A 26,426-nucleotide genomic window follows, 5' to 3' on the forward strand; every position below is an offset into this window, starting at 1 on the left:
AACTGATCCCACGGAATGTCCTTCTCCATGTCCCAGCGGACCGCTTCGAGCGACTTGTAAAGTTCCGGATAAAGCATCATCACGCACTTCGTCGAGTAGAGTGGATGCGCGGCGCGCACACCGCGCCGCGCCGGCGTCGCTTAATCATGCCGACTGCGCGGCGGCGGGCGCGGCCGGGGCGTCGTGTGCTTCGTCGTGTGCTTCGTCGTGTGCTTCGTCGTGTGCTTCGTCGTGTGCTTCGTCGTGTGCGCTGTCGTGCGCGCTGTCGTGCGCGTTATCGTGCATATCGTCGATCACGCGCGGCGCAAGCGTGCCTCGTAGCAGCGCCCGATAAAACTCGCGGTAAGTCGTGTGATAGTGACGAATATGCGGCGCGATCGCGCCATGTAGATCGTGCAGACGCTCGATCGGCAGATTCGGCATCAGGTGATGCTCGACATGATAGTTGTTGCCGTTCGTCAACCACGTCATGAATGCATTGCTGACGATGGTGCGGGTGTTGAGGAAAGCATCGGTGCTGGCCAGATCGCAGCGGTAGTGCTCGGGCATCTCGATCAACGCATGCACGGGTGCCGCAACGAGCACGAGCGGCACGAGCCATGCCCAGACGATGAAAGCATCGTGTAACGCGATCGACACGCCCGCCAACACGGCAATTACGGCCGCCATCAATAGGTAATCCCGACGAATCGCCCGCGACACCAGCGGATTTTCGTTGAAGCGCGCGCCCGGCACGAACAGCTTGGCGATCTGCTTGACGAACTGCAGATAATGCGCGGCCATCGACAGCCGCCACAGCCACCGCCCCACCGATACGACCGGATTCGCGCCGTACTGATCGCCGTAATCGAAGAACTCTTTATTGTCGGGGGTGCCGAGCAGACGATGGTGACGCAGATGGCTGTCTTGATACGCATGAAACGAAACCAGCATCGGCAGCCCGAGCAGTACGCCATACACGATATTGAAGCGCTTGTTTCGGAAGCCTTGATAATGCAGCGCCTGATGCTGAAGCTCGACGCCATGCGCAAACATCACACCGAGCACGGCAACGCCGAGCGCCTTCAGCACGACATGCGGCGACAACGCGAACATCGTGCCATGCACGATCAGCGTGACATAAACAGCAAGCTTGAGCCCAAAGGCAATGCCGCTCGGCCGACTCTTCAAGTCGACGGACGATTTGAGTCGAGCGGCAAGCGATGAAGTGACGGACAAAGCGATCTCCTTGACCAGACGGGTCTGGCGCATTTGATACGGCGGCTCGCGCACGACACGGCACGATGTGTCGACGCCCGGATGCGGCCGCGTGTCGGGGTGCATTGTTCTGGGAGTCGCCCGACCGTACAAACGAATTTTCCGAACGCATTGCATGACGCCCATGCATGATGCGCGCGCCGCCCGTTCACGTAAGCGCATCGTCATCTCACGTGGATGCGCTCAGCTCATGCATTGATTGCAAAGATTGCGTTTGTCGTGTGCCCGAGATTTGACAAGAATGCCCGTCATTCGCCACACCGCGCCGCCGGTGTCAGCGTATTGCCGACGTATTCATCAAGGGGGATTCCTCGTGACGAAGTGCGCATCCACCATTCATCGCCTGATCGAAGCGCTCGAGAACGTGCGTGGCGTGCAGCACCAGATGACGTTCGTCGACGAATCGGGTGACGAGGCGTCGATTACCTACCGGCAATTTGCGGAACAGGTATGCCGCCACGCATGCGCATTGCACGAGTTGGGCGTGCGCGACAACGATATCGTGCTGCTCGCGCTGCCCGCGTCCATCGGGCATGCGGTCGCGATGATGGCATGCGTGATGACGGGCGCGCTGCCGTGCACGGTGCCGCCGGCAGCGAAGCGCGCGACAGCGTCGCGCCAGGTGGTCGACATCGCGTGCGAGCTGTACCGCCCCCGCCTCGTGATCGCAGCCGACGCCACCGCGCCCGCTTGGCGCGAAGGCGCGTTCGCCGCGACGCGCACGCGCGTCATCGACGCCGCGACACTGGAGGCCGCCGCCGCCTCGGGCGCGCATGCGCCGATCAGCGCAAAGGCCGGCCGCGATCCGCATCATATCCAGCTCACGTCCGGCTCGACGTCGTACCCGAAAGCCGCGGTGCTAAGCCACGAGAACGTGATCTCGAACGTGCTGGGCATCGGCGGCTCGGTGCGCTTTGACATCGAGCGCGGCGACGGCACCGCTTCGTGGCTGCCGCTCTATCACGACATGGGGCTGCTGACGCTGCTGTCGAACATGTATTACCGCGCACCGCTCGTCATGATGCAGCCCAACAGCTTCATCCGCAATCCGCTCGGCTGGCTGAAGAGAATCGCCGCGGCGCGCGCGACCACCACGTCGGCGCCGACGTTCGCGCTGCGCTATTGCGTGCGGCGCTTCAACGAAACCGCGATGCAAGGCGTGGATCTGTCGGCGTGCCGCAATATCTTCATCGGCGGCGAGCGCGTCGATCACTCGACATTGCTCGATTTCGCCGCGACGTTCGCGCGGTACGGCCTTGACGCATCCGCGCTGCAACCTTGCTACGGCATGGCCGAATCGACGCTCGCGGTTTCGATGCATCGCGCGTGGCATGAGTCGCGCATCGACGGCGCGCCCTACGTGATCGCCGATGCGATCGACAAGCGCGCGATGCTCGAGCAGCAAGTCGCGCGGCGCGCCGAAATCGACGCCGATGCTGGCGCGGCTCAACGCGCGCTCGCGGACCACGAAACGGTGCTCGCGATGGGCACGCCGATCGACGGCATGGCCATACGCATCGTTGGCCCCGACGGCGCATCGCGCCCCGAGCGCGGCATCGGTGAAGTGGCGATTCGCGGCACGTCGCTGATGCTCGGCTATCTGAAGCCGGACGATGGGACGATCGACGCGCCGCTCACCGCGGACGGCTGGTTTCCGACGGGAGACGTCGGCTATGTGTCGGATGGCCAGCTTCACATCCTCGGCCGCAAGAAGGAAATCATCATCGTGCGCGGCAGCAACTATTTTCCGCACGAGATCGAGGACGCGATTCTCGCGCATCCGGCGCTGCGCAAAAGCACCTGCATCGCGTTCGGCGTGGCGGACGCCGTGATGGGCACCGAGCGCGTCGTCGTCGTCGTCGAGGCGCGGCCGGCCGATGCAACGCTCGACACCCGCCTTGCATGCCAGCAACTGCTCGCGGCACGCATCGGCTTTGCCGCTCAGGACCTGTGCTTCGTCGAGCCCGGCTCGCTGCCGCGCACGACCAGCGGCAAGCTGCAACGGCTCAAGTGCCGCGATTTATACGTGGCGGGCGCGCTGCCGACGACGGGCATATCCGCCGCCGCGGCCGATCCGCGCTTTGCGTCGCCCGCGGCCGAACGCGAACCGATGCGCGGAGCGCTCGCATGACGCAGCCCGGACTGAGCATGCCCCAAGCGGCGGCGGGCACGGCCGACGTGCTCGAGCTGCGCGACGTGTCGCGCGAATACGCGGGCGCGGCGCGCGTGATCGCCGTGCGCGGCGCGACGCTGTCGATCGGGCGCGGCGACGTCGTCGCGCTGGTCGGCCCGTCGGGCAGCGGCAAAAGCACGCTGCTCAACCTCGCAGGTTTCCTCGACGTGCCGACGTCCGGCACGCGCTGGCTCGAAGGCCGGCAGATCGACGACGCGCCGGCCACGCTCGAAGCCGTGCGCCGCGAGCGAATCGGCTTCGTGTTCCAGCATTTCAACCTGATCCCCGTGCTGTCGGCCATCGAGAACGTCGAACTTGGCTGCTTCGCGCAAGGCACGCCGCGCACGCGCCGCGAACGCGCGCGCGCGATGCTCGACGCACTCGGCCTGGCGGCGCGCGAACGGCACCGGCCAACCGAATTGTCGGGCGGCGAGCAGCAGCGCGTCGCACTCGCGCGCGCGCTCGTGAAGGAGCCGGCGATCGTGATCGCCGACGAGCCCACCGCGAGCCTCGACAGCGCGAACGCGCATGCCGTGGCCGAACTCGTGCTGACGATCAATCGCACGTTCGGCACGGCCTTTCTGATCGCGTCGCACGACGAACGTCTGTGCGCGCGCCTGCCGCGGCGCATCGAGATGCGCGACGGCGTACCGGGAGCAAACCGTGAACTGGTCGACGTTTGCGTGGCGTAATCTCTGGCGCAACTCGCGCCGCACCGTGCTGACGATGGCGATGATCGGCGTGGCCGCGTTCGCCGCGAGCATCGCGCTCGGCTACGTGATCGCAACGTTCGACGCGGTGCGCGAAGGCTCGATCGACAGCGGCGTCGGGCACGTGCAGGTGATGCATCGCGGCTATCTCGATCTGATCGGCGAGCGGCCGCTGCAATACGGGCTCACGGCCGACGAGCAGGCCGCCGCGCGGCGCGCGCTCGCCACGCTGCCGGGCGTGACGACCACTGCCCGCGAAATCGACTTCGACGGCCTGATCTCGAACGGCGATCTGAGCTACGGCTTCGTCGGCGTCGGCGTCGAGCCGCAGCGCGAGCCGCCGGGCTATTTCGATTACCACGCGGTGCAAGCCGGCCGCTATCTCGCGCCGGCGGGCGCGGGCACCGAACTGGTCGTCGGCGCGGAGCTGGCGCGCAAGCTCGGCGTGCATGTCGGCTCGGTCGTGCAACTGATGGCGTCGACCGCGCACGGCGGCATCAACGCGACGGATGCGCAGATCGTCGGCGTGATGAGCACCGGCAACAAGGATGTCGACGAACGGATCGTCAACGTGACGCTGCCGGCCGCGCAGGCGCTATTGCGCACCGACCGGATCTCGCGCGTGGCCGTGTTCCTCGATCGCACCCGCGCGACGCCCGCCGCGGCCGCCGCGCTGCGCGGCGCGCTGCCCACGCTCGACGTGCGCACCTGGGATCAGCTCGTCTCGCTGTACCACCAGGTGGTCTCGCTGTACCGCAACCAGTTTTCGGTATTCGGCGCGATTCTGTCGGTGACGATTCTACTGTCGATGAGCAACTGGATCCTGATGAGCATCGTCGAGCGGCGCCGTGAAATTTCGACGCTGCGCGCGCTCGGCGTTCCCGCCGGCACCGTGCGCGGCGTGCTGATCCGCGAAACCGCCCTGCTCGGCCTGCTCGGCGCGGCAACCGGCATCGCGGCCGCGCTGCTCGCGATGCTCGCGCTGAACCACGCGCAAATCCATCTGCCGCCGCCTCCCGGCCGCGTCAAGCCGATCCTGCTCGAATTCGCGGTATCGCCGGCGGCGCTCGCGATCGTCGAAGGCGCGTTCATCGCGCTCGGCGTCGCGGCCGCCGGTCTCGCCACCGCCGGGCTCGCCAAGCGAAACATCCTCGAAGGGCTCGCATCATGATCTACCCACGTATTGCGCCGCGCGCGGCCGCCTTCGTCATTGCGTTCGCGCTCGCCGTCGGCACGGCCGCGCGGGCGTCCGAGACGCCGGGCGCGCAGGCGCTGCTGGCGCGCGCGGATACGTACCGGAGCACCTCGTCCGATACGCAAACCCAGATCCGGATCACCAATCTCGTGGGCGGCCAGCCCAACGACGCGACGCGCTATCTCGTCTACACGCGCGGCAACGGCGATACGCTCGCGCTGACGAAAAGCGGCGAAAACAGCGGCCAGAAATACCTGGCGACCACGCTGGGCCACTGGTTCTACGTGCCGAACACCCGCAGCGCCGTGCGCATCAACGGCATGCAGCGGCTGCAAGGCGAAGTCGTGATCAGCGACATCACGCGCACGCACTGGGCCGACAGCTACCGCGCAACGGCCGCGCCGGGTACCACGACGATCGGCGGCAAGCCCGCCACCGAACTGGACTTGAGCGCGACCGATCCGGACAACGTGTATCCGACGATCAAGCTGTGGATCGCGGCGGATTCGGACGCGCCCGTGCGCGCGCAATTCTTCCTGGCGAGCGGGCTGCTGTTTCGCAGCGCGGATTTTTCCGCGCCGGTGGCGGTCAACGGCCGCCAGGTGATCCGCCAGATCACGTACCGCAATGAAGTCGAGAAGCAGCGCGCGAGCGTCGTCGATATCCTCGACGGCGAACCGCACCGGATTCCGTCGGGCTGGTTCAACCCCGACACGCTCGCCGATGGCCATTGAGGCGAACCACGATGCGAACCGCGATGCAAAGCGCGCCCGTTCATCCGCCCCGCCGCCCGCGGCTGCGCGCCGGCCGTGGCGGCGTGGCGCCGCGCTGTGGCTGCCGGTTGCGCTTGCATGCCGCTGCGGCGCCGCGCACGCAGACACGCTGATGGATCAGCTCGCGACGCTCAACGGCATCGGCTACGCCCGCTCGGTCGACTTTACGGGCGGCCGCGCGCTGCTGTCGAACCTGCTCGGCAGCGAGCCGCGCGCGCATCAGCAGATCGGCGCGATCGTGCGGATCGACGGCGACAACCTGTTTCTGAACGCGCGCGCCGTCGCGAGCAACCATTCGCTCGGCGCTCAGGCGTCGCGCTTGAACGAAGCCGGCGTGCGCTACGCGTTCGACAACGGCTTCACCTTCACGGCCGGCAAGCGGATCGACACGCTCGACACGTCGCAGGCGTTCTTCCCGCTCGGCTTCTTCCAGAAGCGCCCGTCGACGGCCGATATCTACGACCGCTACGGCGACGTGGAAGGCACGCCGCTCGTCGAGGCCAAATGGGTCGGCGAGCGCGCGACGCTGCAATTGATCGCCGGCCAGAACCGCACGTTGAGGCGCGACGTCGACAATCGCGAGGTCAGCGGCGCGACGCAGCTCCTGCGTGGCGCGACCCAGTGGCCGGGCGGCTCCGCCGCGCTGCTGTTCGGCCGCCACGCCGGCCGCGGCGGCGCGGGCGCGACGCTGTCGTTCGACATCGGCGCATCCAGCACGGTGTACGCGAGCGGCTGGATCGAGCGCGGCTCCACTCGGCCGGCGCCCGCGTTCATCGCGCACGGCACGCCGTTCGATGCGCAACACGCATACGACGCCGTCGATCGCCGCGGCGAGCGTCAATACATGTGGCGCAGCGCGCTCGGCATGCAAAGCGCGCTGCCCGGCAATCTGTCGCTGATCGTCGAATGGTCGCACGACGAGGCGCGCTTCGACGCGAGCCAGTGGCGCCAGCTCACCGCCGCGATCCGCGCGAACAACGCGCGGCTGGCCGCCGCGCCCGGCGCGGCGCTGGTCGGGCTCGGCGCGACGGCGGACTACGTCAGCGTCGACGGCAGCCTGCGCGACTACTTCTTCGCGCGGCTCGGCAAGAAGATCGGGCGCGTCGAGTACTCGGTACGCGGCGTCTACTCGCCGCAAGACAAAGGCTTGCTCGCGATCGCACAGGCCGTCGCCGAGATCGGCAAGCGCACGAGCGTCGATATCGCCATCACTCACGCATTCGCCAGCGCCGGCTCCGAATACCGGGCAATCGGCCTTAGCACCGAAATCGACGCCGCCGTGCGCGTGCGCTTCTGACAGGAAACCGCTCATGTCCACACTTTCGCTCGCCCCCGCACTCCCGACGCCAACAGCAGCGCCGCGCGTTGCCGAACGCGCCGCTTATCCGGTGCTGCGCCATCTGGGCATGCTCGGCGATACACCCCGCCAAGCCGTCGAGCTGATCGAAGCCGCCGCCGTGCGCCTGCTCGACAGCGAGATGGTGATCACGCTCGACGCAGCGCTTGCCCAGGCGCTGCCGGACTCGGGCGCGTCGACGCCGCTTCGCCACGACGAAGCGCCGCTCACCGAGGCGCTGCTCGAGCGAATCGAACACGAAGGGCTGCACGGGCTTTTCAAGCCATTCATGCGTGCGTTCATCCGGATCATGTTCGGGCTGTTCTTCTCGGAAGACCAAAACCGCCGCGCCTGCGACTGCATCGACGCGGGCCATCAGTTCGCGTTCCTGATGAGCGACGGCGGCGGCCCGACGCTCGCCGCATGGCGCACGCTCGCGCGCAGCGACGCCAACGGCCTCTCGCTGAGCGTCGACAAGGTCTGGGGCATCGAGGCGCAGCGCGACTGCATGGCCGTGATCGCCGCGCGGCTGCCCGGCGTGATGTTTCCGGCCGCTTATCTGGTATGGCCGGACGAATACCGCAAGCTCGCCCGGCAGACGTTCGGCGCGCCGTTTCTCGCCGGCCATCTGCAACTCGCGAACGTGAGCGGCACGGTGCGCGTGTTCGCCGACGATCGGCTGCGCATCGGCGGCCCGACCGTGTTCAACAAATATCTGACGGTCGTGCGCCCGTATTTCGTCCGCGCGCTGATGGCGCACGTCGGCTGGCTCGAACGAAGCGGGCACGTGTCGCTCGACGCCGACGCGCGCGCGCTGCATCGCTTCATCGCCGATGCCGCGCGCAGCCAGACGGATCTCGAGCACTACAGCTTCGGCAAGGTGCAGCGCGTGCTGGCGATCAAGCTGCTGTCCAACGAGTTCCTGAGCGCGCTCGTGCGCAACGGCGCCGTCGCGGCGTTCGACGATCAGCGCGACCTGCTCGCGTTCACGAAGATGGAAGGCAGCTCTTACCGCTGCTATCACGAGCTTCGCAAAAGCATGCGCAGCGCAACCGGCAGTTGACCGGCCGTTGCCGATTCCGATTCACCCGTTTCCCACGACGCAACCACGCAGCAACCACGACACGATATAAGGAGCCTCAACATGACGACCCAAAACATTCCGGCCGACGCCCTCGACATCCTCGCGCGTGAAGTCGCGAAAATTCTCAACGTCGAATCCGTCGATACTCACGCTGGCATCGGTGAGCTGGGCATCGATTCGTTGAACATCGTCGAGCTGATCGTATTCTGCGAGCAGCTTTACGGATCGATCGACCCGGAAGCGCTGAACATCACGCAATACACGACGCTGCAGCAACTCGACACGCAGTTGCGCCACCAGCAGCACGCTGCCTGACGCCGCGATGCTCGCCCCGACAGCCGCATCGGCGGCGGCCCCGGCCGCGCCGTCCGCCTCGATGCAATCCAGCCCGGCGCCGTGCGCACTGACGCTGCACGCGCTCGCGTACCGGCGCGTCGATGCGCCGGCACGCGACGCCGTGGCCGATCCGCTCGACGCGGCTCGCGCGCTCGGCGCGCTGGTCGCGTCCGAGCGCGAACGGCTGTGCGGCTCGGTGTGCGCGGACGACTACGTGCTCAGCTCGACGATCCTGTCGATGCTGCTGATGAACGGCTCGGCGCCGCATCGCGCATTCGCCGATGCGCTCGCCGGCGCGAACGAGTACCGCCCCGACTGGATGACCTGCTCATACGAATGCGCGGGCTGGGGTTACGTGCTGCGCCGCACGCTGCTGAAGGCCGCCGCCACCGGGCCGCGCACGCTGCTGCTGCAGATCGTCGACGTCGACGTGCACGGCTATACGTACTGGCTCGGCAATCCGGCCTGGGGCCGCTCGGGCTTTGGCGTGTGCACGCTGCTCGTCGACGTCGGCCGCGAGGAGCGGCCCTCGGTGCGCACCGAGGCCGCCGCGCCCGCGACGGCGGTGGTGCAGCTGGGGCGCGACCTGCGCGCCTTCTGCGCCGAGCGCCCCGGCACGCGCGCGGCACTGCCGTTCTTTCCGGCCACGTCGCGGCGCGCGCTGCTCGCCTCGGTCGGCAAGACGCCGCTGCTGCCCGACGGCCACGCCGCGTTCGGACATGCGTTCGGCAGCGATCCGTGGATCTCGCTGTTGCTCGCGCATCGCGAAGGCGACGCGCCCCGGCACGCGGCCGTCTGCTCGCTCGCGCTGAACGGCTATTACGCGATTGCCGAGCTGGCGCTCGCGCCGCACGCGACGCTCGTACTCGACGCGGAGCGATGACATGACCAGGCCCGAGCATTTTTCGTATCGGATCGTCCGCGACGCGTCGCGGCCGGTGGTCGTCGCCGCGAACGCGTACCGGATGCCGCTCGATACGCCCGCCGACTACGCGCGCGCGACGCTCGCGGCCGACGCCGGCGCCGCCGCGCCGGGCAACGCGCCGCCCGGCCGCGACGACGCCCGGCGCGTGCTGCTCGACCACGTCCAGTACTACGCGTTTCTCGCCGACCTGACGCAGCGCGTGCGCGCGGCCGTGCATCCCGACGCGCGGCTTTTCTTCGAAGTGTGCGCGCCGCACTTCGCCCCGCTGCCGGCCGCGTTGCTTGCGCCGCACGTGCTGCTCGGCGTGGATCTGTACGGCGAGGCGCTGCGCGACGCCGCCGACGGTGCACCCGTCGTTTGGTTTGCCGACCGGATCACGCGCGATCTTGATTTCGCCGGTGGCAACACGCTGCGCTGCGCGCTCTGGCCGGCCCGCATGGCGGGCGCTCTCGACGCGCTGCTGCGGCGCGCATGGCCCGCGTATGGCATGCGCATCGAAGCGGACCCGGGCGCGCCGGCCACGCCCGCCGCTTCCCGCCGTTGTTCCCATTCAGCCCAATCCGGCGCCGCCGCGCGGCCGGGGAGAAGATGAGATGACCGACATGCTGACCGCTGCCCACGACACCGCCGACATCCGCTGGCCGATGCCCGTCGACGCGCTGATGTCGAACGATTACGAGCTGCGCGACGCCGCGCTGAACCGCCTGTACGAAAAGGCCAAGGCGGCGCAATGGGACGTCGCGAAAGACGTCGATTGGCGCCACGAGCTAGACCCGGCGAATCCGCTCGGCATGCCCGACCCGACACTGCTGATCTACGGCTCCGAACTATGGAGCAAGCTGTCCGACGCGGACAAGCGCGAAGTACGCCATCACGCGCAGGGCTGGCTGCTGTCGCAAATCCTGCACGGCGAGCAGGCCGCGCTGATCTGCGCGTCGAAGCTCGCGTCGGCCGAGGACGGCCTGAGCGCACGCCTTTGCGCGGCCGCGCAGATGATGGACGAAGCGCGCCACGTCGAGGCATACGCCAGGCTCGTCAACGAAAAGCTCGACGTGCGCTACCCGATGAGCCGCTCGCTCAAAGGGCTCTTGCAAGACACGATCACGAGCAGCGCGCTCGACATGACCAACCTCGGCATGCAGGTGCTCGTCGAGGGGATCGCGCTGTCGATCTTCCAGAGCGTCGTCGCGTACAGCCGCGACCCGTTCGTCAAGGATCTGTTCACGCGCATCCAGCGCGACGAATCGCGCCATTTCGCGGTCGGCCGGATCACGCTGTGCCGCGTCTATGCGGACATGGACGCGCGCGAGCTGCGCGAGCGCGAGGAATTCGTCTGCGAAGGCGCGGCGGTGCTGTACGAGCATCTGTGCGCGGACGACATCTGGGAGCCGATGGGGCTGTCCAAGCGCGAATGCGGCGCGCTGGTGCGCGAATCGCCGGTATCGAGTTCGATCCGCCGCTCGATCTTCCGCCGGCTCGTGCCGACGATCCGCGAAATGGGCCTGCTCACGCCCACCGTGCAGGCGAGCTTCGAAAAACTCGATGTCCTCGACTACGCGGCAATGCCGCTCAACTGACCATGACGACGACACCAACGCCCGTCACGGGCCGCGAAGATTTCTGGATCGGCATCGATGCCGCCGCCTACGAATTGCCGGGCCCGCCTGTCGACATCGAGGCGTGGGCCGCCGAACGCGACTACCCCGCCCAGCGCGCGGCCGCGATCGCGCGCTCGGGCAGCCGCTATTTCCACATGGCGCTCGACACGAGCGAAACCGACCTGGCGATCGCCGCGGCCGGCCGGCTGCTCGACGTCGCGCGCGTGAGCCCCGCCGACGTGGGCGCGATCGTGCACGTGCACACGCAGCCGTTCAGCGTGCCGCCCGCGCCGCGCAGCCTGCCGCACGAGCTCGCCGCGCATTGCGGAATCGAGCCGCTGTGGCTCGGTTCTATCGCGCAGCTCAACTGCGTGTCGGTTGCCGCAGGCATCGAAACTGTGCGCGCGCTGATGCGGCGCCATGCGCAGCTCGACGCGGCGCTGATCGTGTCGTCCGACCGCGTGTACGGCGAGGATTTCCGCATGCGCCAGATGACAGGCGTTCAGTGCGACGGCGCGGCCGCGATGCTGCTCGTGCGCAACAGCACGGCAAACCGCCTTGGCGCAATCGCGATCGAGACGCATGCGAAGTGGTATCGCGGCTCCGACACGGTCGCCGAGAACGAAGCCGACTTGATCGCGATGGAATGGCCTTATACGCGCAAGGCGATCGACGCGGCGCTCGCGCTCGAGCCGCACTCGCTCGACGATTACGCGCTCGTGCTGCCGCACAACGCGGACCTGCCCGGCTGGAGAGCGTTGTGCCGCGCGATGCGCGTGCCGCTCGCGCGACTCTACGAGGCGAACATCCATGCGCGCGGCCACGCATGCTGCTCCGATTTTCCGATCAATCTCGCGGACGTCGGCCTCGACGCCGTCGCGAAAGGCCAGCGCGTGCTCGGCGTGATGCAGTCGAACTGCGGCGCGTATGCGGCGGCCACGCTCCATCCGGTGACCCGCCATGACGCATGAGCTTGAGCGCGCGCCGCGCGCCGACGACGATGCATGGGCCGCCGATTTACGCACGCCGTGCTACGTGTACGAACCCGAAATCGCGATCGAACGCTACCGGGCGCTGAAGGCGCGGCTCGGCACGCGGCTCATCGTGTCGCTCAAGGCCAATCCGAACCAGGACATGCTGGCCCGCTGCGCGCACGCATACGAGGACGGCGTGGAACTCGCGAGCCGCGGCGAACTCGATATCGTGATCGGCCGGATCAAGGCGCCGCGCTATCTGAACAATCCGTCGATGGACGAAACGTTCATGCGCGCGGGCCTCGCGTCGCGCTGCCATTTCGTGCTCGACAACCCGGACGCGGTCGCGCGCTTCGCGCCGCTCGCGAGCAACGCCGCGGCATCCGGCACCGCCCCCGGCCAGATCCTGCTCAGGCTGAATGCGGGCGCGCTCGCCGGCGAGCGTGCACGGCCGCACTGGCACGACCATTTCGGGATGACGCCGAACGAAGCCTACGCGGCCGTGCGCACGCTCGCGGCCGCGGGCCTGCGGGTGGCCGGGCTGCATGTGTTCTCCGGCCCGCACTCGTTCGTGCGGCAGGACCCGGCCGCCCCCGACACGCTCGTATTGCCCGAGGCGCTCGCGTCGCTCGCGCGCGACCTCGCGGGCGCAAACGGCGCGCCACTTACGTCGCTGAGCCTGGGCGGCGGCTTCGCGGAAGACCCGGCCCCCGACGCCGCGTTCGAGCGCTACCGTGCCGCGCTCGCGCCGCTTGCCGCCACGCATGCGCTCGCGCACGAGGCGGGCCGCGCGATCTTTACCGACGCGGGCACGTTCGTCACGCGAATCGTCGCCGTCAAGCACTGGCCCGAGCGCACGATCGCCGTCTGCGACGGCGGCCTGTCGCACAGCTTCCTGCTCGCGCAAACCGAAACCGTGATGCGCCGCCTGGCCTCGCCCCGGCTCGTGCGCGCCACGCCGGCCGGCGCGCCGCGCGACGTGCCCACCGTGTTCGTCGGCAGCACATGCAGCCGCGCCGACGTGATCGGCCGCACCGACGCGCGCACGCCGCCGCCGCAGCCAGGCGATCTCGCCCTGTTCCCGCGCTGCGGCGCGTATCACCGCACCTATTCGATGTCGCATTTTCTGTCGCACGAACCAGCCCATGTCTACGTCCGGCCCGCGTAGCCCCATCCACGAGGAACCGACCATGAATGCCTTGATCAGCCTCGCCGACGTGCTCAACGACAGCGCTCGCCGCTGGCCGAATCACACCGCCTACGCCGACGGCAGGCAACAAGCCGATTATGCGCAGTTGGCCGACGCGGTCGAACGCGCGGCGGCCGCGCTCACTGCGGCCGGCGTCGCCCCCGGCGATCGCGTCGCGATTTATGCGCCGAAGCAATACGAAACCGTGGTCGCGATCCTGGCCGCGAACGCGCTCGGCGCGATCTTCGTGCCGATCAATCCGCAACTGAAGGAAGCGCAGATCGAGCATATCGTCGCCGACAGCGGCGCGGCGCTGTTCGTCACCGGCGCGCAGCGGCTCAAGCGGCTGCCGGCACTCGCCGCGCGCGTGGCCGGGCGCACGCTGCTCATCGAGTCGCTCGGCGAGGCGATCCAGGCGGCGTCCGGCACGCCCCGCCGCATCACGCACGGGCCAGTCGACGACGATCCCGCCGCGCTGCTCTACACGTCCGGCTCCACCGGCAAGCCCAAAGGCGTGGTGGTATCGCAGCGCAATCTCGTCTCGGGCGCGTTCAGCGTCGCCACATATCAACGGTTGCATACAAGCGACGTGATCCTCGGCGTGCTGCCGCTCAGCTTCGACGCCGGGCTGAGCCAACTGACCACCGCGCTCGTGTCGGGCGCGTGCTACGCGCCGCTCGATTTCCTGCAACCGTCCGAGGTGCCGCGCTACTGCGACGCGCGCGGCGTCACGTCGATTACCGGCGTGCCGCCGCTGTGGATGCAGCTCGCGTCTGTCGAATGGAGCGATACCGCGCGCTCGCGGATCCGCCGCTTCGCGAACACCGGCGGCCATCTGGCGACGCCGCTGCTCGAGCGGCTGCGCGCGCTGTACGTGAACGCCGAGCCCTACCTGATGTACGGCCTCACCGAGGCGTTCCGCTCGACCTATCTGCCGCCCGCCGACGCGCGCGTGCGCCCGGCGTCGATCGGCAAGGCCGTGCCGAACGCCGAAATTCTGGTGCTGCGCCCGGACGGCACCGAATGCGGGCCCGACGAACCGGGCGAGCTGGTGCACCGCGGCGCGTTCGTCACGCTCGGCTACTGGAACCAGCCCGAGCTGAGCGCCCACCGCTTCCGGCCGCTGCCGCGGCGCCATGGGCAGATCCCGCGCGACGGCGTCGCCGTGTGGTCCGGCGACATCGTGCGGCGCGACGCCGACGGCTACCTGTATTTCGTCGCACGCGGCGACGACATGATCAAGACGTCCGGCTACCGCGTGAGCCCGACCGAAGTCGAGGACGTACTGTTCGCGCTGCCGCACGTGCACGAAGCCGCCGTGTTCGGCGTGCCACACCCCGCGCTGGGCGAGGCAATCGCCGCGTGCGTCGTATCGACGCTCGATGCCGATGCGTGCCGCGCCGACGTCGTGCGCGCCTGCCGCGCAGCGCTGCCGACCTATATGGTGCCGCTCGTCGTCGACGTGCAAACGGCGCTGCCGCGCAATCCGAACGGCAAGATCGACCGCCCCGCGCTGAAAACGCTGCATCGCGACACATTCACCGGTTCGAACCTGGAGGAAACGCCCGCATGAGCCTGCCGACGCTCGACGAAGTTCGCCACGACGCGCGCCGCGCTCCACTCGCCCGCGACGTGCTCACACTGTCTGGCGGCGTCGTGGTCTTGCCGCCCGCCGTTGCGTTCAACGCGATCCAGGCGCAGGAGCGCCATCACGGTTACCGCCATCTGCTGCTGCCGCAAGCGCGCTTCGCGCGCCCGCGCGGCCACGGCGCGCTCACGCCCGACGAGGCCGCGCGCCTCGCGCCGGGCGGCCGCCCGACGCTACGGATCGCGCCGCCCGGACGCAGCCTCGCCGATCTCGCCGCCGACGCCGCTCTCGATCTGCGTGACCAGCTCGGCTCCGGCCAACTCGCGCGCACGACGCACGTGCTCATCGCGAGCTGCGCGCTCAACGAGACGATCGGCGATTCCGTCGTCGGCCGCATGCAATACGAACTCGGGCTGCAACGCGTGATTCCGCTCGCGCTCGGCCAGAACGGCACGCTCGGCTGGTATAGCGCGCTGACGCTGCTCGACGGCATGCTCGGCCCCGACGATCAGGCGCTCGTGATCGTCAGCGACAAATGGCTGTATCCGTTCTTCCGGCAGTTCGGCGATCTCGTCGGCTACGGCGACGCAGCCGCCGCGATGCTGGTGAACCGCGCCGGCCAGGGGCCCGGCGACGCCGCGTGGGGCGGGCTGCGCGGCGTCGCGCTGGCGTTCGGCGAATCGATTGCCGAGCCTTGGGCGGCCGAGCCCGGCGCGCTGCGCGACACGCTCGCGCCGATCGCCGCGCGTGCGATCCAGCATACGCTCGACGCGGCGGCGCTGCGCGCCGACCAGATCGACTGGTGTGCGCCGCCCGGCTTCGATCCGGAGTTCACCGCACGCGTGGCCAATGCCGCCTCGCTGCCGCTTGGCTGCCGGATGCAGCACGACCTGGCGGGACACCTGTCGTCGGCGGACTCGGCGGCCGCGCTGATCCGCCTGGCCAGCTCGCTCGACGAAGGCGAGCGCCGCACGGTGCTGGTTTGGGACGCGGCGCTGCACGGCGCGGCCGCCGCCGCCGTGTGCGACGTGACGGGCGGCTTCGATGCCGCACTCGACATCGACGGAGATGCGCGATGAGCGCCTATAAAGTCAGCCTGCGCGAACTGCGCTTCTTTCTGTGGGAACTGTTCGAGGCGGACCGCCGCTTTCTGGCCGACGGGCCCTATGCGGCACACGATCGCGCCGCGATCGACGCGCTGCTCGAACGCGCGCGCGACTTCGCGCACGATCTCGGCCTCAGCTATCAGCAAGCCGACATCGAGGGCTGCACGCTGCTCGACGACGGCCAAGTGCGGATTCCATCGCATTTCCACGCGCTATGGGCGCGCTTTCGCGACGAATGGGCAAACACGCTATTCGGCTCCGCGCATGGCCTGCCGCCAATTGTCACGCAGATGATCTATGAAATGTTCATGGGCGCGAACCCGTCGTTCATGACCTATGGCGGCTTCACGCGGCCCGCGGTCAAGCTGCTGCAGATGCACGGCACGCCGCGCCAGAAGGCGCTGATCGCACCGCTCGAGGCGTACCGCTGGGATGCGTGCTTCTGCGCGACCGAACCGCAGGCCGGCACCGATCTGACCGCGGTCGCGCTGCGCGCGACGCCGCTTGAAGGCGATATCTATGCGATAGCGGGCGAGAAGATCTACATCTCCGCCGGCATGCACGAGCTGACCGGCAACACGCTGTATTTCGTGCTCGGGCGGATCGATACCGCGACGCCCGATTCGTTCTCGCTGTCGTGCCTCGTCGTGCCGCGTTTCTGGCCGGACGAGACGACGGGCGAATTGACGCCGAACCATGTCGAATGCATCGGCCTGCCGCGCAAGATGGGCCTCAAGGGCTGCGCGAACACCCATCTCGTGTTCGGCGCGCGCGGCACGACCCGCGGCTGGTTGCTCGGCGGCCGCCGCAACGTCGGTCTGCTGCAACTGATGCCGCTGATGAACCAGGCGCGGATGAGCACCGGAATGTTCGGCGTCGGCGTCGCATCGAGCGCGTACCTGCATGCGGTCGACTACGCCGGGCGCCGGCTGCAAGGCCGGCCGATCGCGCATGCGTCGAACACCCACGCGGCGCGCGTGCCGATCATCGAGCACGCGGACGTGCAGCGCATGCTCATCGACATGAAAAGCCGCATCGACGGCTGCCGCGGGCTGCTCGGCAAGCTCGCCGCGACCGCGACCCGCGCGGCGATGCTCGAAGCGACGCCCGGCGCGGACCCGGCCGAAATCGAGCGCCACCGCAAGCTGCAACTGCTGCTCACGCCGATCTGCAAGGCGTTCATCTCCGATCAGGCGTGGCGGATCTGCGAAACCGCGATCCAGGTGCACGGCGGGCTCGGCTACACCGACGCCAGCCCGGTCGAGCAATGCGCGCGCGACGTGAAGATTCTGTCGATCTGGGAAGGCACGAATTACATCCAGGCGCAGGACCTCGTGCGCGACAAGCTCGGCTTCGGCCGGCATTCGAGGCTGATCCAGTACTACCGCGACGAACTCGACGCGTTCGTCGCGCGCCAGCCGCATGCCGACACGCCCGCCGACCTGCGGCCGCTGTTCGACGCGCTGCGCGCGGGCGCCGAGTGCATCGGCGCCGCGCTCGGCCACATCGCGCGCGACGTGCAAGATGGCCACACGCATCGCAGCAGCCAGTTCTACACGCGCTTTCTGGAGATGTTCGGCATCGTCACGTCGGCCTGGGTGCTGCTCGAATCCGCATGCATCGCCGCGCGCGCGCTTGCCGGGCAAGCGCGCGCCGATGAGCCCGCCGAAGCCGCGTTTTACCGCGGCAAGCTCAAGAGCGCGCGCTACTACTTCGCGAACGTGCTGCCGCTCGTTCACCAGCACGCCGCCGTGATCGCGTCGATGAGCGACGCCGCGATCTCGGTGAGCAGCGACGAACTCGCTCAGGTGGAATGACATGAACACGACCGCCCTGCGCCCGGACCCCGCCCACGCCGACGCCGCCCCTCGCAGCCTGCTCGGCCGCCCCGCCACCCGCCATCGCGGCACCGACATCGACGGTGCGACGCTCGCGCCCGACGAGGCACTGCGCGTGCGCGGCGTCGATCTGAACACGCTGATCGGCGCGGTGACGTTCGAAGGCGCGCTCGCGCATCTGTGGTTCGACGCCGCCCCCGGCAGCAGCGCGCATACGGCGCACGAAACCGCGATACGCGAGCGGCTCGCCGCGCATGCGGCCGCGTTCGCGCGCGGCTCGGCCGCGCAGGACATCGCCGCCGGCATGGGCGCGGCCGGCGTCGCGCCGGTGTTTGCCGCCGCCGCCGGACTGCTGCGCGGGCTCGACGACGCGCTTGGCCGGCTCACCGCCGATCCGCGCTGCGACGCCGACCTCGACGCGATGCTCGCGTGTGCGACCGTGGCGCCGTTGCTGCTGCACGCGGCCATCGAAGGACGGCCTTACGCCACGGCCGCCGCCGACGATACCCTGTGCGACCCCACCGCCACGCAGGCGCAGCGCATGCTCGCGCTGACCGGCGCGACGCGCCGCGGCCCGGCCGCCGAGGCGGCCATGGACGCGTTGCTGGTCGCGTGGCACGCGGGCTTTGGCTACATCACGCCGACCGTGCTCGCGCCACGCGTGGCGATCGGCACCGGCGTTACGCTGGTGCAGGCGGTCGCGGCCGGCTTCATGGCGAGCGGCCCGTCGCATGTCGGCGCGGCGTTCGAAGCAATGGGCTGGCTCGCGACGCTCGCTGCCGCCGCCACGCCCAACCCCGCCGTCCCGGCCACGCCCAACCCCGCCGTCCCGGCCGCGCGCGACACGCTCGAAGCGGCCGCGCGCGCGGCAATCGACGACGATCTCGACGCCAAGCGCACGCTGTACGGCTTCGGCCATCCGCTTTTCGTCGCCGATCCGCGCCCGCCGCACCTGCGCCGGCTATTCGCCGCGCGCGGCTTCGACGGCCCATATCTGATGCTGTTCGACGCGTGCTGCGCGCACGCCGACGCACGCCGTGGACTGCGCCCCAACATCGATTTCCTGACCGCCGCCGCGCTGCTCGAACTGGGCGTCGCCGCGCCGCCGTGGGGCGTCGGCGTCGGCCTCGGCGCGCGCATCGCCGCGATGTGCGCGCATGCGGTCGAGCGCCGCCAGCGGCCGGCGTTCGGCGTCAACAGCGCAACCGCGCGGCGCCTGCTCGCCGCCGTGCCGGTCGGCTGGCTCTGACGGACGGCCCCTTTGCCCCATTCGCAAACCATCAACATGCGAGGAACGACATGCTGCTCAAGAATCTGCGCCCAGCCAACGACTACGACCGCTTCGCCACCGAAACGCTCGAACCGTGGGATCTGCTGTTCATCAGCCGCATCCGCCAGCTCGCCCGCGGGATGAGCGCGGGCGTGATCGCCGATATCGGCACCGCAACGGGCGTCGTGCCGGTCCGGCTGGCGGCCGATCCGGCGATGGCCGGCTGGCGCTACGTCGGCATCGACCTCGATCCAGCGATGCTCGACGAGGGCCGCCCGCGCATCCATGCGCTCGGCCTGGACGACGTCATTGAATTGCGGGTCGGCGACGCGCTCGCGCTGCCGTTCGACGACGGCGAATTGACCATGGCGGTGGGCCGCGCGACGCTGCACCACTTGCCGGACAAGGCGCTCAGCCTGACCGAGATGTTCCGCGTGCTGCAGCCGGGCGGCGTCGCGCTGGTTCACGACATGCGGCGCGACGCACCCCAGCACCTGCTCGACCGCTTCACCGCGATGCGCGCGGCGGCCGACTATCCGCCGACTCACGTCGAGGAGAAGATCACGCTCGACGAAGCGCGCGCGCTCGTCGCGGAGGCCGGCCTTGCGGCGCACGCATCGATCTACAGCCCGAGCGCCGGGCTCGGCGCGCTCGGCTTCGAAATCCTGCTGAAAAAGCCCGCGCTTGCGTAACGCCATGCCGACTCCTGCCCCGCTCGCCGGCCGTGCCGCCGTGCTGTTCGATGATGACCGCGTCGCGTGCGCGCCGCTCGTCGAGCACGCCGCGCTGCCGCTTTGCGTCACGCCGCGCGATCCCGCGCTCGCGGCGTCGCCCGACGCGTTCGCCGCCTGGTACGGCGCGCGGCTTGCCGACATCGACCGGTTGCTCGACGCGCACGGCGCGCTGCTGTGGCGCGGCTTCGCCGTGCCCGACACCGCCGCGTTCGGCCGCCTCGGCGCGCTCTATCCGCCGCACGCGAACGGCTACACCGCGGGCGCCGCGCCGCGCCGCCAGATCGCCGGCGAAGTGTACGAATCGACACGGATGCCCCCGCCGTTCAAGATCGGCTTGCATCAGGAGATGGCCTATATGCCCGCGTTTCCCCGGCTCGTCGCGTTCTACTGCCGGCGGCCGGCCGACGCGGGCGGCGAGACGCCGATTTGCGACATGCGCCGCGTGACCGCGCGCATTCCGGCTGCGCTGCGCGAGCGCTTCGCCGCGCGCGGTGTGATGTATCTGCGCAACTTCGCCGCGCCGGACGAACGCGCAGCCGGCAGCAGCCACCAGCCGGGCGTGGCGTTCGGCGAATACCACCGGCCGTGGGACGACGCATTCGGCACCGCCGAGCGCGCCGACGTCGAACGGCTGTGCGCGGCGCGCGGGCTCGGCTGCCGCTGGCTCGACGACGGCAGCGTCACCGTGGCGCACGTCGGCCCCGCGCTGCGCACGCATCCGCGCACCGGCGACGTACTGTGGTTCAACCAGGCGAGCGCGCAGCATCCGAACCCCCGCTCGATGGGCGATTTCAGCTATCGGCAATTGCAGCGCGTATTCAACGGCCGCGCCGCGTTTCCATACGAGGTCCGCTACGGCGACGGCGCGCCGATGCCGTTCGACGATCTCGTCCCCATCTACGATGCGTTCGACAGCGAGGAAATCGCGTTCCCGTGGCAAGCGGGCGATGTGCTCGTCGTCGACAACATGCTGGTCGCGCACGGCCGCAACCCGTACCGGGGCGCGCGCGACACGCAAGTGATGCTGTTCGACTGAGCGGATGCCGCCGATGAGTGTGTCCTTTCCCGCCCTGCTGCGCGCGATGCTCAATCCGCGCCACGCATTCGACTGGCCCCGGCTGTTCGGCGCGCAGCCGCCGACCGCGCGGCACACGCCGCAAGCCGCGCTGAGCGCGGCCGCGATCGACGTCGCGGCGGGCGATTTCCGTTTCGTTGCACACGATGTGCGCTTTCGCCTGGGCGCGGTCACCGCGATCGTCGGGCCCAACGGCGCCGGCAAGAGCACGCTGCTCGAGACGCTGCTCGGCTTTCGGCGCGGCGGCCGCGACGTGCGCGTACTCGATGCGCCCGCGCCGCGCTTCATGCGCGACCCTGCTTCGCTGCGCCGGCTCGGCGCGCAACTGCAGAAGGTCGAATATCCGGATCATGCGCGCGTCGACGAAATCGTCGCGCTGCATCGCGCGATGTACCGCCGCGCGGACCCGAACGTCACCGCCGCGCTCGGCATCGGCGAGCTGCTCGGCAAGCCGTGCCGCGCGCTGTCGAAAGGGCAGCGCCAGCGCGTCGATCTCTACGTCGCGCTCGCACATCAGCCCGAGCTGGCCGTGCTCGACGAGCCGTTCACCGGCCTCGACCGCCGGTACGCGGGCGCCGTCAGCGGGCTGTTGCGCGCGCGCGCCGCGGCCGCGAGCGTCGCGATGATCTGCCACAGCGCCGACGAGCTTACGCTCGTCGACGATCTCGTCTGGGTCCGCGACGGCGGCATCCGCTACCAGGGCGCCAAGGAAGCGCTGACCGCGGCGAGCGTCGGCCACGCGCGCGCCGCGCTGCACTGCCGCGACGCCGCCGAGGCCCGTGCGCTGCGCGCGCGGCTCGCCGCGCTGCCGGGCGTCGTCAACGTTCGCGCGCCGCAGCCGCTCGTTGCCGAAGCGTTCGGCGACGCGACGCTTCACGCGCGCGTGCATGCGCTCGTCGGCGAACAGGGCATCCAGCATCTCGAACTCGCGCCCAGTACACCCGAGGATCTGCTGCGCGTATGCACGGAGGGGCCGCGCGATGCTTAAGGTATTCTCGATCCTGGTGCGCAACGAGTTGCTCGGCTTTCTGCGCAACCGCTCGTCGCTGTTCTGGACGCTCGTCTTTCCGGTGTTCCTGCTCAGCGTGATGCTGTTCGCATTCGGCGGCTCGAACTCGCTCGGCACCGTCGACGTCGCACTCGATGCGCCCGGCGGCACGACGCCGTACCGTGACGCGTGCCGCGCCGAAATCGTCGCGAGCCTGGCGCGCAGCGACGTCGTCAACGCGACGATCGTCGCCGCGGGCGCGCGCGGCAGCACCGAACGCGTCAGCGTCATGCTCGGCGCCGACGCGCGCACGCCCGCGACGATACGCTACGACTTCAACGGCTCGCTCGCCGCGAAAGCCGCATCGCGGGTGATCGAGATCGCGCTCGCGCGCTGCGCCGCGCAAGGGCTCGGGCTGCCCGCCGAGCCGGTGCGCTTCGAGAACGCCGCGCCCGAGCGCCGTGCGTTCGACTACGGCGCATTCTTCGCAACCGGCATTCTCGTGATGGCGTTCATGGCGATCGGCTTGAACTCCACCGCAACCGCGATCGCCGCGCTGCGCGAGCGCAACACGTTCAAGCTCTACGTCTGCTTTCCGGTGTCGCGCGGCGTGTTCCTCGGCGCGCTGATCGTCGCGCGAATGGCGATGATGGCGCTGTCCGCCGTCGTGCTGCTCTCGGTTGCGCGCTTCGCGTTCGGCATCGCATTGCCGATCGTCTCGCCTGCCGGGCTGCGCGCGCTGCCGGTCGTGCTGCTCGGCGCGGCGATGGTGCTGAGCTTCGGCGTGCTGCTCGCCAGCCGCGCGCAGTCGCTCGCCGCCGCCGAGCTGGCGTGCAACGTCACATACTATCCGCTGCTGTTCTTCAGCGATCTGACGATTCCGATGCACGATGCGCCGTCCTGGCTCAAGACCGCGCTCGCGTTCCTGCCGACCAATCAGTTCGCGGTCGCGCTGCGCGGCCTGCTGCTCGACGGCGCGCAGTATGTGCAGTTCGCGCCGCAGCTTGCCGGCATGGCGGCAAGCACGCTGCTGTTCCTGTTCGTGTCTGCGCGCCTGTTCCGTTGGCACGACGCATGAGCATCCATTCGCTTTCCCGAAGGAGAAACGCCCGATGACCCCCTCCCGCAATCCGCTCACCGACTACCTGCTGCACGCGAGCAACTTTCTGCCGGCGATCGTGTTTCTGTTCTACGGCCGGCTCGGCCCCGGCCAGCCGGACGAGCGCTGGACCCATGCGTTCCTGATCGGCGGCGTGCTCGCGCTCGCGCATGGCGTATGGCTGCTGCGCCGCGCCGAGCGCAACAGCATCGCGATCGGCGTCGACCTGTTTCTCGTGATCGGCGCGTTGCTCTCGCTCGTGTCGCCGGCCGGCAGTCGCTTATGGGGCGAGGAACTCGGCCCGGCCGCGATGCTCGTCTGCGTGCTCGCGGTGGGCGTCGCGCTGACCGCGTGGTCCGCCGGCGGCTTCGTCGACGGCTTCGTCGACGGCGCTTGCGCCGAGCACCGGCGCGTGCGCGCGTTGTCGTTCGTGATGATTGTCGCCACGGTCGTCGCGCTCGGCGTGTCGATCGCGATGCGGCACAGCCCGCTGTGGGGCGGCGTCGTGCCGTTGATCACGCTCGTCGTCGTGCGCGGCCGGCTGCGCCGCCAACTCGCGCAGGCCAACTGACATGCGTGCTCCGGCCGAAACAGTTGAAACGGCGCGTGCGGCCCGGCTGGCCGATGCGGTTGAAGCGGCGCGTGCGGCACAACCAGCCGACGCACACAAAATTGCTCATACGGCTCAACCAGCCACCGCGCGCGAAACGGCGAAAATGGCTCAACCACCCGATACACCCCAAACAGCGCATACGGCACAACAAGCCGCCGTGCTCGCCGCCGCGCTCGGCGACGGCTGGCTCGCGGGCGACGCGGCCGCGCCCTATCTGACCGACGTCATGCAGATCAGCGGCGCCGCGCTCGGCGTCGCGCGGCCCGCATCGACCACCGATACCCAGGCGCTCGTGCAAGCCGCGCACGCCCATCGCATCACGCTCGTCCCGCAGGGCGCGCGCACCGGGCTGGTCGGCGCGGCCGTACCCGATCGCAGCGGCGCGCAATGCGTCGTATCGTTCGACCGGATGCGGCGCATTCGCGCGCTCGACGTCGCGAACCGCAGCATCACGGTCGACGCAGGCGTGCGGCTGTCCGAATTGAACCGCGCGGCGGCCGACGCCGGGCTCACGCTGCCGATCGATCTCGGCAGCGATCCGAGCGCAGGCGGCCTGGTCGGCGCGAATGCCGGCGGCAGCCGGCTCATCAAATATGGCGACGTGCGCCGCAACGTGCTAGGCATCGAAGCCGTGCTCGCCGATGCACACGGCACGGTGATCGACGCGCTCGCGCCGCTGCGCAAGCGCAACACCGGTTTCGATCCGAAACAGTTCTTCATCGGCGCGGGCGGTGCGCTCGGGCTCGTCACCGCGGTATCGTTCTCGCTTGCACCGCTCGAACGCTCGTCTTACGCGGCGCTCATCGCGTTCGCCTCCTATGACGCGGCGCTCGCGGGCCTGCTCGCGTTCGAGCAGGCGTTCGGCGAACTGCTGTGCGCATTCGAGTTCATGTCGTCCCGTGCTATCGCGCGCGTCGCCGCGGCATTTCCTAGCCTGTCAATCCCGCTGCCGGATACGCCGGCCGCCTGCTTCGCGCTCGTCGAGATCGCCTCCGGCATGCCCGGTCTGGATGCGCTGTTGGAAGCGCGCGCGCTCGACACGCTCGATGCGCTCGTCAACCGCGGCGACGCGCTGGATGCCGCCTGCGCCGCCGCCGAGCGTTTCTGGCGGCTGCGCGACAGCCTGCCTGCCGCCGTCGCGCAGGATGGCCTGCCGCTGTCGTTCGACATATCGTTCGCGCGCGGCACGCTCGCGCCGTTCATCGCCGATACCGAACGCTGGCTGGCCGACGCGCATCCGGCGCTCGGCTGCTACGCGTTCGGCCATTTCGGCGACGGCGGCTGCCATCTCGTCGTATCGATTCCGCATGCATGCGCCGAGCAATATGGCACGGTGCGGCAGATCGCGCTGCGCGGCGCGCTGTACGAGCGCGTCGCGCGCTTCGGCGGCTGCTTCAGCGCCGAGCATGGCGTCGGCCCCGCGAATCTCGCGTATTACCGAAAGTACGTGCCCGCCGAAGAGCGGGCCGTCGCGGGCGCCGTTCAACGCGCGCTCGATCCGCTGCGGCTCGTCGGGCGCCTCCGCTACTGAGTGACCGGCATTGACCGACACGCCCGCCTTCCACTTTCGACAGGATGCCGATCATGGTCCGTTCCTCCGCAGAGTCCGGCTGCGGCCCGCGCTCCGCCAACTGTTCTGAAGCGGGTTCCGATTCCCGCCCCAGGTTCGGCTCCCACGCCGCCGACGCGCCGCCGACGCCCGCGCCGCGCTCAACGCCGTCACCGCTTCCGGCCGACGATGCCACTGCCGCGCTGCCGGACGCCGGCGCGCTGATCAGCGTCCGGGGCGTTGCTCGCATCGTGACGCTCACGCCGAACGAGCAAGCGTGTGCGTCGCTGTGGCGGCAGTTGATGCGCTGGCGGGAATGCGCCGGGCGCTGATCGTCAAAAAAAGCTCATCGCGGATACGCACGAACGGCGCTTATCAGTTGCGGATTCAACCCGTCGATGGAAGCATCACGCCTCGGCTTGATGGCAAACCACTTCGATGTTATGCCCGTCCGGACCTATGACGAAAGCCGCATAGTAGTTCGCGTGGTAGCGCGGACGCAGACCTGGCGCACCATGGTCCTTGCCGCCTGCCTCCAGCGCCGCGCGATGGAAAACCTCGACTTGCCGGCGATTCTCGGCCGTGAATGCCAAGTGAAGATGCGCCGGCTTTTCGTCGGTTTGGAACATGCACAATGAAACCTTGCCGTCCGAACTCAGCTCGATACCGAGCGGCCCTTCCGCGACCACCGCTATGCCGAGCGGCTCGAGCGCCTTGAGGAAGAACGCTTTGCTCGCTGCGTAGTCGCTGACTCCGAATACCACATGGTCGAACATGATTGCTCCAACAATGAATTCAAAAAAACGACCCGGATTCAACCGGGTCATCATCCAAGCCGGTGACATGGCGGATTGCCGCACCGACACACCAAGGACACGAACACAATTACGCCCTGAACCGCCCCGGGAATCGTGGAGGCTGGTTGGTTTAAGTTGATGGGGGTTCAGCGGCAGCTGTTTCAAGTTGCCGATAGTAGTTTGCCTCAGCTTCGGCGGGCGGGATATAGCCGAGGGGTT

General features: G+C 69.0%; 25 protein-coding genes. 23 read left to right on the forward strand and 2 right to left on the reverse strand.

The window, feature by feature from the left end:
* Window positions 1–144: 144 nt before the first annotated feature.
* A complete protein-coding gene (locus WS68_RS00005) occupies window positions 145–1,170 on the reverse strand; it encodes a fatty acid desaturase family protein (protein ID WP_197419498.1) in 1,026 nt (341 codons plus the stop codon).
* A gap of 400 nt (window positions 1,171–1,570) precedes the next feature.
* Here WS68_RS00005 and WS68_RS00010 point away from each other — a divergent pair, with 400 nt between their 5' ends.
* The 23 genes from WS68_RS00010 (at window position 1,571) to WS68_RS00120 (ending at window position 25,742) form a co-directional block, all read left to right on the forward strand.
* Window positions 1,571–3,388 (forward strand): AMP-binding protein, encoded by a 1,818-nt coding sequence (locus WS68_RS00010; RefSeq protein ID WP_197419497.1) that lies wholly within the window; start codon window positions 1,571–1,573, stop codon window positions 3,386–3,388.
* A complete protein-coding gene (locus tag WS68_RS00015; protein WP_231752912.1) occupies window positions 3,385–4,122 on the forward strand; it encodes an ABC transporter ATP-binding protein in 738 nt (245 codons plus the stop codon). Before WS68_RS00010 ends, WS68_RS00015 begins: the two co-directional genes overlap by 4 nt.
* Window positions 4,094–5,311, forward strand: a complete 1,218-nt coding sequence (locus tag WS68_RS00020) for an ABC transporter permease (RefSeq protein ID WP_059568863.1) — start codon at window positions 4,094–4,096, stop codon at window positions 5,309–5,311. Before WS68_RS00015 ends, WS68_RS00020 begins: the two co-directional genes overlap by 29 nt.
* Window positions 5,308–6,069 carry an outer membrane lipoprotein-sorting protein gene (locus WS68_RS00025; RefSeq protein ID WP_082709713.1) on the forward strand — a complete coding sequence of 254 codons (762 nt, stop codon included), beginning with the start codon at window positions 5,308–5,310 and terminating at the stop codon, window positions 6,067–6,069. The genes WS68_RS00020 and WS68_RS00025 overlap by 4 nt, the downstream gene beginning before the upstream one ends.
* Window positions 6,059–7,405: a hypothetical protein gene (locus WS68_RS00030; RefSeq protein WP_059568864.1), complete on the forward strand. Its 1,347-nt coding sequence runs from the start codon at window positions 6,059–6,061 to the stop codon at window positions 7,403–7,405. Before WS68_RS00025 ends, WS68_RS00030 begins: the two co-directional genes overlap by 11 nt.
* A 13-nt stretch (window positions 7,406–7,418) precedes the next feature.
* Window positions 7,419–8,507 (forward strand): hypothetical protein, encoded by a 1,089-nt coding sequence (locus tag WS68_RS00035; protein WP_059568865.1) that lies wholly within the window; start codon window positions 7,419–7,421, stop codon window positions 8,505–8,507.
* 81 nt (window positions 8,508–8,588) lie between these two features.
* The gene (locus WS68_RS00040; RefSeq protein WP_059568866.1) at window positions 8,589–8,843 is read left to right on the forward strand and encodes an acyl carrier protein; all 255 of its coding nucleotides are present in this window, start codon (window positions 8,589–8,591) and stop codon (window positions 8,841–8,843) included.
* Between the two features lie 7 nt (window positions 8,844–8,850).
* Window positions 8,851–9,747 (forward strand): hypothetical protein, encoded by an 897-nt coding sequence (locus WS68_RS00045; protein ID WP_082709714.1) that lies wholly within the window; start codon window positions 8,851–8,853, stop codon window positions 9,745–9,747.
* A 1-nt stretch (window position 9,748) separates the two neighbouring features.
* Window positions 9,749–10,381 (forward strand): hypothetical protein, encoded by a 633-nt coding sequence (locus WS68_RS00050; protein ID WP_059568867.1) that lies wholly within the window; start codon window positions 9,749–9,751, stop codon window positions 10,379–10,381.
* A gap of 1 nt (window position 10,382) precedes the next feature.
* On the forward strand, window positions 10,383–11,366 hold the full coding sequence (locus WS68_RS00055) for a ferritin-like domain-containing protein (protein WP_059568868.1): 984 nt from the start codon (window positions 10,383–10,385) through the stop codon (window positions 11,364–11,366).
* Between the two features lie 2 nt (window positions 11,367–11,368).
* Window positions 11,369–12,358 carry a 3-oxoacyl-ACP synthase gene (locus WS68_RS00060; RefSeq protein ID WP_059568869.1) on the forward strand — a complete coding sequence of 330 codons (990 nt, stop codon included), beginning with the start codon at window positions 11,369–11,371 and terminating at the stop codon, window positions 12,356–12,358.
* Window positions 12,348–13,529, forward strand: a complete 1,182-nt coding sequence (locus WS68_RS00065; RefSeq protein WP_059568870.1) for a PLP-dependent decarboxylase — start codon at window positions 12,348–12,350, stop codon at window positions 13,527–13,529. Before WS68_RS00060 ends, WS68_RS00065 begins: the two co-directional genes overlap by 11 nt.
* A gap of 22 nt (window positions 13,530–13,551) precedes the next feature.
* Window positions 13,552–15,123 (forward strand): acyl-CoA ligase (AMP-forming), exosortase A system-associated, encoded by a 1,572-nt coding sequence (locus WS68_RS00070; RefSeq protein WP_059568871.1) that lies wholly within the window; start codon window positions 13,552–13,554, stop codon window positions 15,121–15,123.
* A complete protein-coding gene (locus tag WS68_RS00075) occupies window positions 15,120–16,217 on the forward strand; it encodes a hypothetical protein (protein WP_059568872.1) in 1,098 nt (365 codons plus the stop codon). The genes WS68_RS00070 and WS68_RS00075 overlap by 4 nt, the downstream gene beginning before the upstream one ends.
* Window positions 16,214–18,061 carry an acyl-CoA dehydrogenase gene (locus tag WS68_RS00080; RefSeq protein WP_059568873.1) on the forward strand — a complete coding sequence of 616 codons (1,848 nt, stop codon included), beginning with the start codon at window positions 16,214–16,216 and terminating at the stop codon, window positions 18,059–18,061. Before WS68_RS00075 ends, WS68_RS00080 begins: the two co-directional genes overlap by 4 nt.
* Before the next feature lies 1 nt (window position 18,062).
* Window positions 18,063–19,331: a citrate/2-methylcitrate synthase gene (locus WS68_RS00085; protein WP_059568874.1), complete on the forward strand. Its 1,269-nt coding sequence runs from the start codon at window positions 18,063–18,065 to the stop codon at window positions 19,329–19,331.
* A gap of 50 nt (window positions 19,332–19,381) precedes the next feature.
* Window positions 19,382–20,044 (forward strand): class I SAM-dependent methyltransferase, encoded by a 663-nt coding sequence (locus WS68_RS00090; protein ID WP_059568875.1) that lies wholly within the window; start codon window positions 19,382–19,384, stop codon window positions 20,042–20,044.
* A gap of 4 nt (window positions 20,045–20,048) precedes the next feature.
* A complete protein-coding gene (locus tag WS68_RS00095) occupies window positions 20,049–21,122 on the forward strand; it encodes a TauD/TfdA family dioxygenase (protein ID WP_059568876.1) in 1,074 nt (357 codons plus the stop codon).
* Between the two features lie 13 nt (window positions 21,123–21,135).
* Window positions 21,136–22,149, forward strand: coding sequence for an ATP-binding cassette domain-containing protein (locus WS68_RS00100; protein ID WP_059568884.1), 1,014 nt, complete (start codon window positions 21,136–21,138; stop codon window positions 22,147–22,149).
* Window positions 22,142–23,227, forward strand: a complete 1,086-nt coding sequence (locus tag WS68_RS00105) for an ABC transporter permease (RefSeq protein WP_059568877.1) — start codon at window positions 22,142–22,144, stop codon at window positions 23,225–23,227. Before WS68_RS00100 ends, WS68_RS00105 begins: the two co-directional genes overlap by 8 nt.
* 34 nt (window positions 23,228–23,261) lie before the next feature.
* Window positions 23,262–23,819 (forward strand): hypothetical protein, encoded by a 558-nt coding sequence (locus WS68_RS00110; protein WP_059568878.1) that lies wholly within the window; start codon window positions 23,262–23,264, stop codon window positions 23,817–23,819.
* A 145-nt stretch (window positions 23,820–23,964) separates the two neighbouring features.
* The gene (locus WS68_RS00115; protein ID WP_059568885.1) at window positions 23,965–25,392 is read left to right on the forward strand and encodes an FAD-binding oxidoreductase; all 1,428 of its coding nucleotides are present in this window, start codon (window positions 23,965–23,967) and stop codon (window positions 25,390–25,392) included.
* A 53-nt stretch (window positions 25,393–25,445) separates the two neighbouring features.
* Window positions 25,446–25,742 carry a hypothetical protein gene (locus WS68_RS00120; RefSeq protein ID WP_156429289.1) on the forward strand — a complete coding sequence of 99 codons (297 nt, stop codon included), beginning with the start codon at window positions 25,446–25,448 and terminating at the stop codon, window positions 25,740–25,742.
* A 75-nt stretch (window positions 25,743–25,817) separates the two neighbouring features.
* Here the strand turns inward: WS68_RS00120 and WS68_RS00125 are convergent, their stop codons facing one another.
* Window positions 25,818–26,186 carry a VOC family protein gene (locus WS68_RS00125; RefSeq protein ID WP_059568880.1) on the reverse strand — a complete coding sequence of 123 codons (369 nt, stop codon included), beginning with the start codon at window positions 26,184–26,186 and terminating at the stop codon, window positions 25,818–25,820.
* Window positions 26,187–26,426 lie beyond the last annotated feature (240 nt).

The sequence above is a fragment of the Burkholderia sp. TSV86 genome (assembly GCF_001522865.1).
Taxonomy (GTDB): Bacteria; Pseudomonadota; Gammaproteobacteria; order Burkholderiales; family Burkholderiaceae; genus Burkholderia.

Excerpts from the sequence above, each read along its gene's own strand:
- WS68_RS00030 (WP_059568864.1), top strand. The coding sequence starts at position 6,059 with ATGGCCATTGAGGCGAACCACGATGCGAACCGCGATGCAAAGCGCGCC.
- WS68_RS00075 (WP_059568872.1), top strand. The coding sequence starts at position 15,120 with ATGAGCCTGCCGACGCTCGACGAAGTTCGCCACGACGCGCGCCGCGCT.
- WS68_RS00080 (WP_059568873.1), top strand. The coding sequence starts at position 16,214 with ATGAGCGCCTATAAAGTCAGCCTGCGCGAACTGCGCTTCTTTCTGTGG.
- WS68_RS00095 (WP_059568876.1), top strand. The coding sequence starts at position 20,049 with ATGCCGACTCCTGCCCCGCTCGCCGGCCGTGCCGCCGTGCTGTTCGAT.
- WS68_RS00040 (WP_059568866.1), top strand. The coding sequence starts at position 8,589 with ATGACGACCCAAAACATTCCGGCCGACGCCCTCGACATCCTCGCGCGT.
- WS68_RS00120 (WP_156429289.1), top strand. The coding sequence starts at position 25,446 with ATGGTCCGTTCCTCCGCAGAGTCCGGCTGCGGCCCGCGCTCCGCCAAC.
- WS68_RS00025 (WP_082709713.1), top strand. The coding sequence starts at position 5,308 with ATGATCTACCCACGTATTGCGCCGCGCGCGGCCGCCTTCGTCATTGCG.
- WS68_RS00070 (WP_059568871.1), top strand. The coding sequence starts at position 13,552 with ATGAATGCCTTGATCAGCCTCGCCGACGTGCTCAACGACAGCGCTCGC.
- WS68_RS00090 (WP_059568875.1), top strand. The coding sequence starts at position 19,382 with ATGCTGCTCAAGAATCTGCGCCCAGCCAACGACTACGACCGCTTCGCC.
- WS68_RS00015 (WP_231752912.1), top strand. The coding sequence starts at position 3,385 with ATGACGCAGCCCGGACTGAGCATGCCCCAAGCGGCGGCGGGCACGGCC.
- WS68_RS00060 (WP_059568869.1), top strand. The coding sequence starts at position 11,369 with ATGACGACGACACCAACGCCCGTCACGGGCCGCGAAGATTTCTGGATC.
- WS68_RS00035 (WP_059568865.1), top strand. The coding sequence starts at position 7,419 with ATGTCCACACTTTCGCTCGCCCCCGCACTCCCGACGCCAACAGCAGCG.
- WS68_RS00050 (WP_059568867.1), top strand. The coding sequence starts at position 9,749 with ATGACCAGGCCCGAGCATTTTTCGTATCGGATCGTCCGCGACGCGTCG.
- WS68_RS00100 (WP_059568884.1), top strand. The coding sequence starts at position 21,136 with ATGAGTGTGTCCTTTCCCGCCCTGCTGCGCGCGATGCTCAATCCGCGC.
- WS68_RS00105 (WP_059568877.1), top strand. The coding sequence starts at position 22,142 with ATGCTTAAGGTATTCTCGATCCTGGTGCGCAACGAGTTGCTCGGCTTT.
- WS68_RS00110 (WP_059568878.1), top strand. The coding sequence starts at position 23,262 with ATGACCCCCTCCCGCAATCCGCTCACCGACTACCTGCTGCACGCGAGC.
- WS68_RS00055 (WP_059568868.1), top strand. The coding sequence starts at position 10,383 with ATGACCGACATGCTGACCGCTGCCCACGACACCGCCGACATCCGCTGG.
- WS68_RS00045 (WP_082709714.1), top strand. The coding sequence starts at position 8,851 with ATGCTCGCCCCGACAGCCGCATCGGCGGCGGCCCCGGCCGCGCCGTCC.
- WS68_RS00065 (WP_059568870.1), top strand. The coding sequence starts at position 12,348 with ATGACGCATGAGCTTGAGCGCGCGCCGCGCGCCGACGACGATGCATGG.
- WS68_RS00125 (WP_059568880.1), bottom strand. The coding sequence starts at position 26,186 with ATGTTCGACCATGTGGTATTCGGAGTCAGCGACTACGCAGCGAGCAAA.
- WS68_RS00085 (WP_059568874.1), top strand. The coding sequence starts at position 18,063 with ATGAACACGACCGCCCTGCGCCCGGACCCCGCCCACGCCGACGCCGCC.
- WS68_RS00115 (WP_059568885.1), top strand. The coding sequence starts at position 23,965 with ATGGCTCAACCACCCGATACACCCCAAACAGCGCATACGGCACAACAA.